This window comes from Pseudogulbenkiania sp. NH8B (assembly GCF_000283535.1).
In the GTDB taxonomy this organism is placed as follows: domain Bacteria; phylum Pseudomonadota; class Gammaproteobacteria; order Burkholderiales; family Chromobacteriaceae; genus Pseudogulbenkiania; species Pseudogulbenkiania ferrooxidans.
In genome coordinates this window covers 812,376-825,784 of the sequence record NC_016002.1, presented here as the reverse complement: position 1 = coordinate 825,784, position 13,409 = coordinate 812,376, and the positions used below count along the sequence as shown (strand labels likewise).

The window sequence follows — 13,409 nt, the reverse complement described above, 5'->3', positions numbered from 1 at the left end:
GTTTCCCCACCTAGCAATTCGCTTCCGAACCAGCATTGAGGCAAAACAACCAATATCATGTTGCAATCATGCAACACTGTCGGTGATATGCCAAAACCCTGACAAATAGCCCTCATAGAGAACATCGGTCATCGCATCCGAAAATGCCTGCCCTGCCAGCTTGCGGGCGTTGGCGAAGCGTTGCCAGTCCGCCACGTCGGCTGCGTCGACCTCCAAGCGCTCGCCGTTGCAGTACAGCGCTTCGCCACGGAACAGTATCTGGCTCTTGGCGTCGAGCACCACCCCGGCCCGGGCCGCCTGTTCGGCAAACTCGTCGAATTCGAGCGGCTCGTCTGGCGCATCGTAAAAGACGTGCGGCTTGGGCTCGGTCAGGTAGTGGCCGAGGAAATCGCCCACCGTGCTGCCATCCCACTTGATGAGCTGCAGCATGCGCTCGACCTGGGTCACCATGGCATCGCTGATGGCGGCGGGATCGGTCGTCTGCGACTGGAGGTCGGGATCGGCATAGCGGCCATCGAAGCAGGCCCGGTCCTGCAGGTATACCAGGAACTGGGTGGTCAGCTCCTGAACCGAAGGCGCCCTGAAGCCGATGGAGTAGGTCATGCCCGGCTCCAGCGCGACACCGTAATGGGCGTAGCGCGGCGGCAGGTAGAGCATGTCGCCGTGCTCCAGCACGAACTCCTGCTCCGCCTCGAAGTGCTCCAGCACCTTGATCGGGGCATCCTCGATGAAAGTCTCATCCTTCTGGGCGGAAATCTGCCAGCGTTTCTGGCCGCCGACCTGCAGCAGGAACACGTCGTAAGAGTCGAAATGGGGACCGACCGTGCCGCCGGGTGGGGCGTAGCTGATCATCAGGTCGTCAAGACGGGCGTACGGAATGAAGTTGAAGCGCCACAACAGTTCATCGATATGTGGCACGTGGTGATTCACGTTCTGCACCAGGATGGTCCAGTCGCTGGCCGGCAGGCGCTTGAAGCGCGAGGGGCGGAACGGACCGCTCTCCAGCTTCCAGCACCCCTGGTTGAATTCGATCAGGCGCGACTCGACATCGTCCTGCATGGCCAGTTCGGCCAGCCAGTCAAAATCGACGTGCGGTCCGACCTCCTTGAGCGCGCCACGGATCAACAGGGGCTTCTTGTGCCAGTATTCTTTCAGGAATTGTTCGGGCGTGATGCCGCCCAAGAGGCTCAGGGGAGTCATGGCAGTTTCTCGGTTAGCGGGTGCTGCAATGGTTTACAATACGCTTCAGGCGGTACCGCCCAGCATCTGTTTGCTGCAGGCGCAGGGAACGCTAGGCGTTCCGCGCCTGTCGAATTTATCTATTTATTGCACGGACAACTCTCATGCAAATCGCCAAAAATACCGTCGTTACCCTCCACTATGAGATGTTCGACGCTGACAATACCCTCCTCGACAAAACCGAGGAGCCCATCAGCTATCTGCACGGCGGCTACGACGGCATCTTCCCGCTGGTGGAAGAGGCACTGCAAGGCAAGGCGGTCGGCGACTCCATCGACGTAAAGATGGAACCGGATGATGCCTTCGGCACGCCGGAAGAAGAGCTGGTCCGCGTCGAACCGCTGGACGTGTTCCCGGCCGATGTCGAAGTGGGCATGATGTTCGAGGCCGACGATCCGGAAACCGGCGATGTTCTGCTGTTCCGTGTCACCGACATCGCCGACGGCAAGGCCGTGGTCGATGCCAATCACCCGCTGGCCGGCCTGACCATCCGCTTCGTCGCCAAGGTGGTGGAAATCCGCGCCGCCAGCGCCGACGAAGTCAGCCACGGCCACGCCCACGGCGAACACGGCCACCACCACTGATCCCGGGCGGCCTTCGTGCCGCCTGCTTCAGCGCCGGAACCGGAGCAAGCCCAGCAGGGCGACGCCGGTTCCGATCGCCAGCCTCACCTCGTATTCCTCATGATGCTTCGGCCAACCTCGCACGGCCGCAAACGCCATCACCAGCAGCAATAGCCCGCTCAGCACCAGCAGCAGCCGTTCCGTCACCCTCGCCGGCCATCCTTGCGGCCAGGCATGGTGCAGCGCCAGCCGCATCACACCCCAGCCCAGCAATGCCCCGGCCAGCACATCGAGCGGCCAGTGCACCCCGATCGCAAGGCGCGACCATCCGACCAGCGCCGCAGCCACGATCAGCAATGCCGTACTCCAGCGCCCCGCCTTCGGGTCGGCGCTCCAGGCCGTTGCCAGCAACGCCGACGCCATGGCATGACCGGAAGGAAAGGACCCGTTGCGCGGCAAGGCATCCAGCAACTGCACCGTTCCCGCCGGCAGAACCAGCGGCGGGCGCGACACCGCGAAGAAAGCCTTGAGCAAGATCGCCAGGAGGATCGCCAAGAACGACCCCGCGATCAGTGCCGGCAAGCGCTGAGGCTGGCGCCAGGCGAGCGGCAGCAACAACGCGATCACGGTTTTCCAGTCGCCGAAAACGCTGGCGAGACGCCAGAACGCCCCCGGCAGCCGGCGGGCCGATTGGTGCAAAAACAGGAAGAGGTGCTGGTTCCAGTCGGGCCATAGCGCCAGCGTGACGGCCGGCAGCACGAGCAGCAGCGGCCACAGGCGGCAGGCCCGCTGCATCATCAGGTTGCCCTGCGCCCCAGCGTCACCCGGTCGAGCCCCGCCAGATCGGGCAGAGTCTCGACCTCGGCCAGACCGACGGCGTGGAACAGCGCACGCACGGCGTCGCCCTGGTCGTAGCCGTGCTCGACCATCAGCCAGCCGCCCGGCACCAGCCGCTCCGGAGCGCCGCGGGCGATTTCGCGCAGGCAGCTCAGCCCGTCGTTTTCGTCGGTCAACGCCAAGCGCGGTTCGAAGCGCACGTCGCCTTGCTCCAGATGGTGATCTGCCGCGGCGATGTAGGGCGGGTTGGACACGATCAGGTCGAAGACCGCGGCCGGAGGCAGCGGAGCATACCAGCTACCCTGGAAGAACGTCACCGGTGCCGTCAGCCGCGCCGCGTTCTGACGCGCGGTCGCCAGCGCGGCGTCGGACACGTCCACCGCGCTCACCTGCCAGTGCGGTGCCTCCAGCGCCAGCGTCACCGCGATCGCACCGGATCCGCACCCCAGATCGACCACCTGTGCCGGGCTTCGGCCAACCCTGGCCAGTGCCGCCTCGACCAGGTGCTCGGTTTCGGGACGCGGGATCAGCACCGCCGGCGAGACCTGGAACAGGCGGCCGTAGAATTCGCGCTCGCCCAGCAGGTAGGCGATCGGCTCGCCGCTCAGACGCCGTTCGGCCAGCGCGGCAAAGGCCGCCTCCTGCACCGGGCTCAGCTCCAGCTCTGGATAGCCGACCAGCTTGGCCGGGGTGAAGCCGGTCACCTGCATCAGCAACAGACGCGACTCCAGTCGCGGCAAGGGATAACGGCGCAGGGCTTCGTCGATGGTCATGATGGGCTTACAGCAGCAACAGGGTCGCCAGACCGAGGAAGATGAAGAACCCGCCGGAGTCGGTGCAGGCCGTGATCATCACGCTGGAGCCGACCGCCGGGTCCTTGCCGAATTTTTCCATGGTCAGCGGGATGTACACCCCCATGGTCGCGGCCAGCATCAGGTTGAGGGTGGTCGCCGCCACCATCACCAGGCCCAGCGCCAGGTTGCCGTACAGGGCCCAGGCCAGCAGGCCCAACACGCTGCCCCACACCAGCCCGTTCATGGCGCTGACGCCCAGCTCCTTGCGCCACAGCCGCGCCGCCTGGCCAGGTTGCAACTGCCCCATGGCCAAGGCGCGCACGATCATGGTGATGGTCTGGTTGCCGGAGTTGCCGCCGATGCCGGCGACGATCGGCATCAGCGCCGCCAGCGCGACGATCTTCTGGATCGACCCCTCGAACGCGCCGATCACGCGCGAGGCGACGAAAGCGGTGCACAGGTTGATCGCCAGCCAGGCCCAGCGGTTCTTCACCGAGTCGATGACCGGGGCGAACAGGTCTTCCTCTTCCTTCAGACCGGCCAGGTTGAGCACTTCGCTTTCCGACTCTTCGCGGATCACGTCGACCATCTCATCCACGGTCAGGCGCCCGATCAGCAGGCCCTTGTCGTCGATCACCGGCGCCGTCACCAGGTCGTAGCGTTCGAACGCCAGCGCGGCGTCGGCGGCCTCTTCCTCGGGATGGAAGGTTACCACCTCGGTAGCCATCACCTCCTGCACCTGGGCGTCCGGGTCGGCGACCAGCAGCTTGCGCACCGGCAGCACGCCCTTGAGAACGCCCTCCTCGTCGGTCACGAAGATCTTGTCGGTGTGCGACGGCAGTTCGTCAAAACGGCGCAGATAACGCAGCACCACCTCGCAGCTGACGTCGGCGCGGATCTTGACCAGCTCGAAGTCCATCAGTGCGCCGACCCGGTCCTCGTCGTAGGACAGCGCGGACTGCAGCTGGGCGCGCTCCTGCTCGTCGAGGCTGCCCATGACCTCGTACACCACCTGGCGCGGCAGGTCGGCGGCGAGATCGGCCAGTTCGTCGGTGTCGAGCTGCTCGGCGGCGGCCACCAGCTCGTGCTGCTCCATCGACTCGATGAGGGTTTCCCGCACCGCGTCGGAGACTTCCAGCAGGATTTCGCCGTCTTGCTCGGCCTTGACCAGATCCCATACCAGCAAACGGTCTTCGAGCGGCAGCGCCTCCAGAATGTGGGCGACGTCGGCGGGGTGGAGCTGGCTCAGCTTGTGCTGCAGTTCGACCAGGTTCTGCTTGTGAACCAGGTTCTCGACCAGGTCGTGCTTTTCCATCTCCTGGCGATGGACCAAGTCTTCGACCAGCCGGTGGCGCTCGATCAGGCGCTGCACCTGGCTCAGGTTTTCCTGCAGACGATCAGTGGGTTGTTTCTTTTCGACAACCGTCATGCACGCCTCCTTCCGCCTCAGCGGAAGTGCACGCGCACTGCGGTCCTGAAGGCGGGGATTATTCGATAATAGAGTAACGGGATTTCGTTACAGGATAACTGGGTAAGTCCATGCGTTAATGCCGTGCGCGGCACGGCCAAACGAAAAGAAAGGCGGGATTCTAGCACGTGAAGGCCCCGGGTTCCAGCCGGAAACCCGGGGAAAACACGCCGGATCAGGGCAATTCGGCGTAGGAAAGGCGGCGTTGGATGATATGCGCCTTGCGCGCCAGGCCGCGCGCTCCGCGGTGCTCGTCGTAATAGCGCGGATTCGGCACCATGGCCGCCAACCTGGCGGCTTGCGACGCGGACAGGTTGCTGGCTCCGGTGCGGTAGTAGTAGCGGGAAGCCGCCTCGGCGCCGAACACCCCGTTACCCCATTCGATCACGTTGAGGTAGATCTCGAAGATGCGCCGCTTGTCCATCACCGCTTCCAGCATCACCGTGATGACGGCTTCTTCCAGCTTGCGCCAGGGGGTCTTGTGTCCGGACAGGAACAGGTTCTTGGCCAGCTGCTGGCTGATGGTCGAGCCGCCGGCGACAATCTTGCCCCGTTTCATGTTCTTCTCGAAGGCACTCTCGATGCCGTCCCAGTCGAAGCCCTCGTGGTCGACGAACTTGGCGTCCTCGGCGGCGATGATGGCGCGCTTGAGGTTGGCCGAAATGCGCTGATACGGCACCCACTTGTGGTGCAGTTCGGCGTCCGGGTTCTCTTCCTGCAGCCGCGCCAGCTGCTCGTTCATGAAGGCGCTGGCGGACGGGTTGTTGGTGCGCCAGTACAGCACGTGCCCGAAAATCCACAGGTTATACAGCACAAGGGCGGCCACCAGGGCCGCCCCGATCTTGAGCAGGAGACGCATTAGGCCAGCACGTCTCGCAGCATGTTGGTGACCTTGCGGGTTTCCGGCTGCACGCCGTGCCAGATCGAGAACGATTCGGCGGCCTGCTCGACCAGCATGCCCAGGCCGTCGGCCAGCATGCCGGCGTTTTCCGACTGGGCGCGCTTCAGGAACGGCGTCAGGCCCTTGCTGTAAACCATGTCGTAGGCCAGGGTGCGGGCGGTGAACACGCCGTACGGGACCGGCGGCAGCTCGTTGCTGAGGCTGGTCGAGGTGGCATTGATCACCAGATCGAAGGTCTTGCCTTCCAGTCCTTCATAGCCGGTGGCGTTGATCTCGCCCCAGGCGGCAAACTGGTGCGCCAGCGCCTCGGCCTTGATCAGGGTGCGGTTGGCGATGGTCAGCGCGGCCGGCTTCTGCTCCAGGATCGGCGCCAGCACACCGCGCACCGCGCCACCCGCGCCCAGGATCAGCACGCGCTGACCGGCGATCGGGAAGTCGAGGTTTTCCACGATGTCGCGCACCAGGCCGACGCCGTCGGTGTTGTCGCCGTAGACCTTGCCGTCGCGGAAGGTCAGGGTGTTCACCGCCTCGGCGGCGCGCGCGCGCGCGGTCAGTTCGGTTGCCATGCGATAGGCGTTGCCCTTGAACGGCAGGGTGACGTTCATGCCCTTGCCGCCCGCCGCGACGAACTCGGCGACGACCTGCTCGAACTTGTCGAGTTCGGCGAACAGCTTCTCGTACTGGATGTCGAGCTGGCAGGCGCGGGCGAACTCCGTATGGATGAACGGAGACTGACTGTGGGAGATGGGGTTGCCGATGACGGCGTAACGGTCGGTCATGATTCTGCTTTCTCGATATTGCTCAACGACGGCCAATACGCTTGCAGGCGCGGCAACGTCATTAATGGTAATTCTTTCAACTCTGCACTTTGCCGCGAAGCCCGACAAACATCAACCATTTATCCCTGAATCCAGGGCAAACCACGCCCTTTCCAACCATTGATCCGGCCGCGGTGCTGCTCGGCGTCCTTGTCGCCCTCGAATCCTTCCAGCACGTTGTAAACCGTGGCATAGCCCGACGCCGTGGCCAGGCGCGCGGCTTCGTCGGAGCGGGCACCGGAACGGCACAGGAACAGCACGACCTTTTCCTTGTCCACCTGCTGCATCAGCTGATTGGCAAAATTCGGGTTGGGCACCATGCCGGGAAAGCTGCGCAATTCGATGCGCAGCGCGTCGGGCACCACGCCGACGAACTGCCATTCGGCCTGGCTGCGCACGTCGACCAGCACTGCTTCGGGAATGCCCTGCAACAGTTCATACGCCTCGTCCGGCGTCACCGCGCCGGCATAAGGCAACCCTTGGGAACTGCCGCGCTCGCCGGCCCGGTGCAGAATCTCGTTGATCTTGCTCATCATCACTCTCCTTGCAAGGGGATTACATTATTTGTTTACAGTGATTATCGGGAAAGCCCCGCTCCGGCGCAAACCATGCCGTATGCACCAATATCGAGCATGGCAATAATGTGACGCACCAAACCGGAGCCTGCCATGGCACGTGCAAGTCCGGCGAGGCTTGTGCCACAATGGGCAAGCCCGCCGGAACGGGCTGGCACGCTTCCTGCTAGTTTTAGTCGCAAACCCTTAGTACAACGCATACTCTGATGCACGTAGCCCAACAGGAGAACACCATGGCGGTTGCAGACGTTTTGAAACTGATCAAGGACAACGACGTCAAATTTGTAGATCTTCGCTTTACCGATACCCGCGGTAAAGAGCAGCACGTTTCCATCCCGGCCCACGTCGTCCTCGATGACGGCGAAGAGTGGTTCGAGCACGGCCACGCTTTCGATGGCTCCTCGATCGCCGGCTGGAAAGGCATCCAGGCTTCCGACATGCTGCTGATGGCCGACCCGGCCACGGCCAAGATCGACCCGTTCTACGACGAGCCGACCGTCTTCATGTCCTGCGACGTGATCGACCCGGCCGACGGCAAGGGCTACGACCGCTGCCCGCGCTCCATCGCCAAGCGCGCAGAAGCCTACCTCAAGGCATCCGGCATCGGCGACACCGCCTACTTCGGTCCGGAACCGGAATTCTTCGTGTTCGACTCCGTGACCTGGGGCGCCGACATGTCCGGCTGCCACGTCAAGATTCAGGCTGAAGAAGCGGCCTGGGCATCCGCCGAACAGTTCGAAGGTGGCAACATGGGCCACCGTCCGGGCGTGAAGGGCGGCTACTTCCCGGTTCCGCCGGTCGACTCCTCGCAAGACCTGCGTTCCGCCATGGTGCTGCTGCTGGAAGAACTGGGCGTGCCGGTCGAAGTGCACCACCACGAAGTGGCTACCGCCGGCCAGAACGAAATCGGCACCAAGTTCAGCACCCTGACCCAGCGCGCCGACTGGACCCAGATCCTGAAGTACGTGGTGCACAACGTGGCCCACAGCTACGGCAAGACCGCCACCTTCATGCCGAAGCCGATCGTCGGCGACAACGGCTCGGGCATGCACGTGCACCAGTCGATCTGGAAAGACGGCGTGAACCTGTTCGCCGGTGACGGCTACGCCGGCCTGTCCGAAACCGCCCTGTACTACATCGGCGGCATCATCAAGCACGCCAAGTCGCTGAACGCCATCACCAACCCGGGCACCAACTCGTACAAGCGTCTGGTTCCGCACTACGAAGCGCCGGTGAAACTGGCCTACTCCGCCAAGAACCGCTCCGCCTCGATCCGTATCCCGCACGTGGCCAGCCCGAAAGGCCGTCGTATCGAAGCCCGCTTCCCGGATCCGTTGGCCAACCCGTACCTGTGCTTTGCCGCGCTGATGATGGCCGGTCTGGACGGCATCCAGAACAAGATTCACCCGGGCGATGCCGCCGACAAGAACCTGTACGATCTGCCGCCGGAAGAAGACAAGCTGATCCCGACCGTGTGCGCCTCGCTCGACGAAGCCCTGGCCGCGCTGGATGCCGACCGCGAGTTCCTGACCCGTGGTGGCGTGTTCTCCAACGAGTGGATCGACGCTTACATCGAACTGAAGATGCAGGAAGTGAACCTGACCCGCATGACCACCCACCCGGTGGAATTCTCGATGTACTACAGCCTGTAATTCACGGCCCGTACCCGAATCGAACGGCAGCCTCGGCTGCCGTTTTTTGTTTTTCTGCCCTGCTGCACGGCCCGCCGGCGGGCGCCGGCTTATCCCCATGTGACGGATGACGCGGATTTGCTTATGATGAAATCACCTATCAGGATAGACCATGCAGGTTTCCCCCCACCCATGAAGACCATGATTTTCGGCCTGTTGCTGGCGTGCAGCCTGGCGCAGGCGCAGACCATCTACAAGTACGTCGACCCGAGCGGTCACGTCACCTTCTCGAATACCCCGATGAAAGGCGGCGTGCCGGTGAAACTGTCGCCGTTGTCGACGTATTCGAGCGAGGAGGCGAAGCCGAGCAGCTCGGCGCCGTCCACCACCCCCAGCACGCCGCCCTTCAGCAGCGGCCGCTATCCCAACGTCGACAACGCCACCCAGCAGCAGCGCGACAACGGCCGGCGCAAGATCCTGGAACAGGAGCTGGCCAACGAGCAGAAGGCGCTGGCCGAGGCCCAGAAGGCGCTGGAGGAAGGCCGGGCCACCCGGCTTGGCAACGAGCGCAACTACCAGAAATACCTCGACCGGGTGCAGCAACTGCAGAACCAGGTCACCGAGCACCAGAAGAACGTGGAAGCCTTGCGGCGCGAGTTGGGGCAGTCCGCTTCCAATGCACCAAAATAAGGCATAGCATCCCGGTAAAGAGGCTTGGGTCCGCTTGCCGCGCTGGCGTGGATATTGCTATACGGATAGCGGACACACTCTTCACGACCGGATTTCCATGACACCATCCAGCTTTGCCGGACTCGAACTGCTCGACACCCCGGTGCTGATCGTGCGGACCGACGGTTCGCTCGACTACGTCAATCCCGCCAGTGAAAACCTGTTGGCACTGGGACGGCGCGAACTACTGCGCCATCAACTGACCGGACTGTTCCAAAACAGTGCAGCGCTGAAGCAGGCGCTGGATACCGCGTTCAAGAACAACGTCAGTTTCATCGAACACGACCTCGAACTGAAACTGCTGCACAACGAGCAGGCGCTGCACGTCGCCCTGTCGATCACGCCGATCGACAACGACGGTTCGCGCGCGCTGGTGGAGCTGCGCCCGCTCGACCAGCAACTGAAAATCGCCAACGAAGAACGACTGCTGCTGCAGCAGCAGGCCAACCGCGAACTGATCCGCAACCTGGCACACGAGATCAAGAACCCGCTGGGCGGCATTCGCGGCGCGGCGCAGCTCCTGGAACACGAGCTGGGCGAACGCGACGATCTCAAGGAATACACCGAAGTCATCAAGGAGGAGGCGCTCCGGCTGCAGTCGCTGGTGGACCGCCTGCTGGCGCCGCATCGCCGCCACGTCTCGAGCGAGATCAACATTCACGAGGTGCTGGAGCGGGTGCGCAGCATCGTGCTGGCCGAATACCCGCAGGGGCTGATCATCTGGCGCGACTACGACATCAGCCTGCCGACGCTGGTGGCGGACAAGGAGCAGCTGATCCAGGTGGTGCTCAACATTACCCGCAACGCCATCCAGGCGATGAAGGGCAAGGGCGAGATCATCCTGCGCACGCGCGTGGCGCGCCAGGTCACGCTGGCGCGCAAGCGCTACACCCTGGCACTGAAATTGCAGATCATCGACAACGGCCCGGGCATTCCGGAAGAGATCCGCGACCACATTTTCTACCCGCTGGTCACCGGGCGCGCCGAGGGCACCGGCCTCGGCCTGACGCTGGCGCAGGCCTTCGTCCACCAGCACGGCGGCAGCATCGAGTTCGAGTCCCGCCCGGGCTGCACCTGTTTCACCGTGATGCTGCCGCTGGGCACCTAGCCCGCCCGCAGCACGCGACAATACATCGAGAGGGACACCATGCATACAAACCCGGTCTGGATCATTGACGACGACAAGGCGATCCGCTGGGTCCTGGAAAAGGCCCTGGCACGCGGCGGCATCGGCTTCGAGAGTTTCGCCAGCGCCGACGATGCGCTCAACGCCCTGTACGACGCGAGCCCGCGCGTCATCATCAGCGACATCCGCATGCCCGGCACCGACGGGCTGAAGTTCCTGTCGCGGGTCAAGCTGGAACACCCCGAGATTCCGGTCATCATCATGACCGCGCACTCCGACCTCGATTCGGCGGTGGCGGCCTTCCAGGGGGGCGCCTTCGAGTACCTGCCCAAGCCGTTCGACGTCGACCAGGCGACCGCGCTGATCGAGCGGGCCCTGGCGGAGACGCGCGGCCCCTCCGAAGCACCGAACGGCGAGGAGGAGATGCCGGCCTTGCTGGGCCAGGCCCCGGCGATGCAGGACGTGTTCCGCGCCATCGGCCGCTTGAGCCAGTCGAGCGTGACGGTGCTGATCACCGGCGAATCGGGCACCGGCAAGGAACGGGTGGCCGAGGCGCTGCACCGTCATTCGGTGCGCGCCAGCAAGCCGTTCATCGCGCTCAACACCGCCGCGATCCCGAAAGACCTGCTGGAGTCGGAGCTGTTCGGCCATGAGAAGGGCGCCTTCACCGGCGCGCTGGCGTCGCGCCGCGGCCGCTTCGAGGAGGCCGAGGGCGGCACGCTGTTTCTCGACGAGATCGGCGACATGCCGATCGAGCTGCAGACGCGCCTGCTGCGCGTGCTGTCCGACGGGCACTTCTACCGCGTCGGCGGCCACACCCCGATCAAGGCCAACGTGCGCGTGATCGCGGCGACGCACCAGAACCTGGAGGAGCGGGTCAAGAGCGGCCAGTTCCGCGAGGACCTGTTCCATCGCCTGAACGTGATCCGCCTGCGCCTGCCGCCGATGCGCGAGCGCAGCGAGGATATCCCGATCCTGACGCGCTACTTCTTGTTGCGCAGCGCCAAGAACCTGGGGGTGGAGCCGAAGCGCCTGTCCGACGCGGCGATGGAACTGGTGCGCCATTACCCCTTCCCCGGCAACGTGCGCCAGCTGGAAAACCTGTGCCAGTGGATCACGGTGATGGCACCGGGGCAGACGGTGGAGCTAAGCGACCTGCCGGCCGACATCCGCGACCCGGCGCTGCACCCGGTGCTGGAAGCCGGCGGCGAGGGCGTGGCCGGCCCGGCCACGGTGTTCGGCGGCGACTGGATGAAGGGCCTGGCCGACGAGGTGGCGCGCCGCCTGCGCGCCGGCGAGATCGGCATCATCGACGACCTGACGCGGCGCTTCGAGGAGACCTGCATCCGCAGCGGCCTGGCGCACACCGGCGGGCGCAAGGTGGAGGCGGCGCACCTGTTGGGCTGGGGCCGCAACACGCTGACGCGCAAGATCCAGGAGCTGGGCATGGAAGCGGCGCACGGCGAGGAAATGAACCACGGCTGAGCGCCCTCGCCCATCCCGACCCCGCAATGGGAAGTTTCCCCTCACCGCCCGCCGTCAGTACCGCGGGCGGTTTTTATTTGTCGGGACAGCGGCCTCGCTCTACAGCACCGACAGCCCCGGCAGCGTGGCGAAGCTGGTTTCGCGCACCGTGGCGAGGAAGTCCTGCATGTAGGCGCTCTGGGCGTCGCCCTCGCGCAGCGCGGCGTAGAGTTCGCTGTTGAGCCCGGCCGCGCCGATCGGCCGCGCCACCACGTAGCCGCGCTCGAGGTAGGGCTTGACCGCCCAGAACGGCAGCGCCGCGACGCCGCGCCGGCTCGCCACCAGCTGGATGATGGCGATAGTGAGTTCGCTGGTGCGGCGCGCCGGGTTGACGCCGGCCGGTGCCAGCACCTTGCGCACCAGCTCCAGCATGTCGTCCGGCACCGGGTAGCTGATCAGCGTCTCGCCGGCGAAATCCGCGGCCGACCAGCAGCGCCGCTCGGCGAGCGGATGATCGCGCGCCATGATCACCACCATCTCGTAGGCGAACAGCGGCTGGTGCACGATGCCGGGCTGAGCCTCGGCCTCGGAGACGATGGCGAGGTCGGCGCGCTGCGTCAGCAGCAAGCCGACCGGATCGGCATGAAAGCCCGACACGATATCGAGCTCGACCGCAGGCCAGTGCTGGCGGAAGGTATCCATCGCCGGCATCAGCCAGTCGAAACAGGTGTGGCACTCCACCGCCACGCGCAACTCCCCCGCCTCCCCCTGGCGCAGCCGCACCAGGTCGCGCTCCGCCGCCGCCACCTTGCCCACCAGCTCGCGCGCCAGCGTAAGCAGCCGCTCGCCGGCCAGGGTGAAGCGCAGCGGTTGGCTCTTGCGCTCGAACAAGGCCAGACCGTAGTGCTCCTCCAGCTGCTTGAGCTGGTGCGACAGCGCCGACTGCGTCAGGAACACGCGCCGCGCCGCCTGCGACACGCTGCCGGTTTCGGCCAACGCCAGCAGGGTCTTGAGATGGCGGATTTCCAGGGCACTGTTGTTCATGAATGAAATCGATACAAAACGTAAAAATAATGAGTTTGTATCATACAGCAAAACCGCTCATGCTTGGCTCCAACGATTTTCGATTCTGCCTTTAACTTCCCTATCGATGACAAGCCTGCTTCAGTAGGCGAGCGAGCCAAAACAGCTTGAGCGCCGCCAGCGCACAGGAACCGGAATGGACACGTAGTCCATGAGGATTCCGAGCACTGCCGGCGCTCAA

General features: G+C 64.4%; 13 protein-coding genes. 5 read left to right on the top strand and 8 right to left on the bottom strand.

The window, feature by feature from the left end:
• Window positions 1-66: 66 nt before the first annotated feature.
• Window positions 67-1,200, bottom strand: a complete 1,134-nt coding sequence (locus NH8B_RS03940; protein WP_014086107.1) for a ribosomal protein uL16 3-hydroxylase — start codon at window positions 1,198-1,200, stop codon at window positions 67-69.
• A gap of 143 nt (window positions 1,201-1,343) precedes the next feature.
• On the opposite strand from NH8B_RS03940, the gene NH8B_RS03935 reads away from it, so the two are divergent.
• A complete protein-coding gene (locus NH8B_RS03935) occupies window positions 1,344-1,823 on the top strand; it encodes an FKBP-type peptidyl-prolyl cis-trans isomerase (protein ID WP_008953270.1) in 480 nt (159 codons plus the stop codon).
• Between the two features lie 27 nt (window positions 1,824-1,850).
• Here the strand turns inward: NH8B_RS03935 and NH8B_RS03930 are convergent, their stop codons facing one another.
• The 6 genes from NH8B_RS03930 to NH8B_RS03905 form a co-directional block, all read right to left on the bottom strand.
• Complete coding sequence (locus NH8B_RS03930) at window positions 1,851-2,600, bottom strand: phosphatase PAP2 family protein (RefSeq protein WP_014086106.1); 750 nt, start codon at window positions 2,598-2,600, stop codon at window positions 1,851-1,853.
• Window positions 2,600-3,412, bottom strand: coding sequence for a peptide chain release factor N(5)-glutamine methyltransferase (prmC, locus tag NH8B_RS03925; protein WP_014086105.1), 813 nt, complete (start codon window positions 3,410-3,412; stop codon window positions 2,600-2,602). Before prmC ends, NH8B_RS03930 begins: the two co-directional genes overlap by 1 nt.
• Window positions 3,413-3,419: 7 nt before the next feature.
• On the bottom strand, window positions 3,420-4,862 hold the full coding sequence (gene mgtE, locus NH8B_RS03920) for a magnesium transporter (RefSeq protein WP_014086104.1): 1,443 nt from the start codon (window positions 4,860-4,862) through the stop codon (window positions 3,420-3,422).
• 214 nt (window positions 4,863-5,076) lie between these two features.
• A complete protein-coding gene (gene mtgA, locus NH8B_RS03915) occupies window positions 5,077-5,760 on the bottom strand; it encodes a monofunctional biosynthetic peptidoglycan transglycosylase (RefSeq protein ID WP_014086103.1) in 684 nt (227 codons plus the stop codon).
• Entirely contained in the window at window positions 5,760-6,581 is an 822-nt protein-coding gene (aroE, locus tag NH8B_RS03910; protein ID WP_008953275.1) for a shikimate dehydrogenase, read from the bottom strand. The genes mtgA and aroE overlap by 1 nt, the downstream gene beginning before the upstream one ends.
• A gap of 119 nt (window positions 6,582-6,700) precedes the next feature.
• Entirely contained in the window at window positions 6,701-7,153 is a 453-nt protein-coding gene (locus NH8B_RS03905) for a rhodanese-like domain-containing protein (RefSeq protein ID WP_014086102.1), read from the bottom strand.
• Window positions 7,154-7,428: 275 nt separating this feature from the next.
• On the opposite strand from NH8B_RS03905, the gene glnA reads away from it, so the two are divergent.
• The 4 genes from glnA (at window position 7,429) to ntrC (ending at window position 12,166) form a co-directional block, all read left to right on the top strand.
• Entirely contained in the window at window positions 7,429-8,847 is a 1,419-nt protein-coding gene (glnA, locus tag NH8B_RS03900) for a glutamate--ammonia ligase (RefSeq protein ID WP_008953277.1), read from the top strand.
• 171 nt (window positions 8,848-9,018) lie between these two features.
• Entirely contained in the window at window positions 9,019-9,516 is a 498-nt protein-coding gene (locus NH8B_RS03895) for a DUF4124 domain-containing protein (RefSeq protein WP_051002143.1), read from the top strand.
• A 97-nt stretch (window positions 9,517-9,613) separates the two neighbouring features.
• Window positions 9,614-10,663, top strand: a complete 1,050-nt coding sequence (gene glnL / locus NH8B_RS03890) for a nitrogen regulation protein NR(II) (protein ID WP_014086100.1) — start codon at window positions 9,614-9,616, stop codon at window positions 10,661-10,663.
• 39 nt (window positions 10,664-10,702) lie between these two features.
• Window positions 10,703-12,166: a nitrogen regulation protein NR(I) gene (gene ntrC / locus NH8B_RS03885; RefSeq protein WP_014086099.1), complete on the top strand. Its 1,464-nt coding sequence runs from the start codon at window positions 10,703-10,705 to the stop codon at window positions 12,164-12,166.
• A 99-nt stretch (window positions 12,167-12,265) separates the two neighbouring features.
• Here ntrC and NH8B_RS03880 read toward each other — a convergent pair whose 3' ends face one another.
• On the bottom strand, window positions 12,266-13,189 hold the full coding sequence (locus NH8B_RS03880) for a LysR family transcriptional regulator (RefSeq protein WP_014086098.1): 924 nt from the start codon (window positions 13,187-13,189) through the stop codon (window positions 12,266-12,268).
• Window positions 13,190-13,409 lie beyond the last annotated feature (220 nt).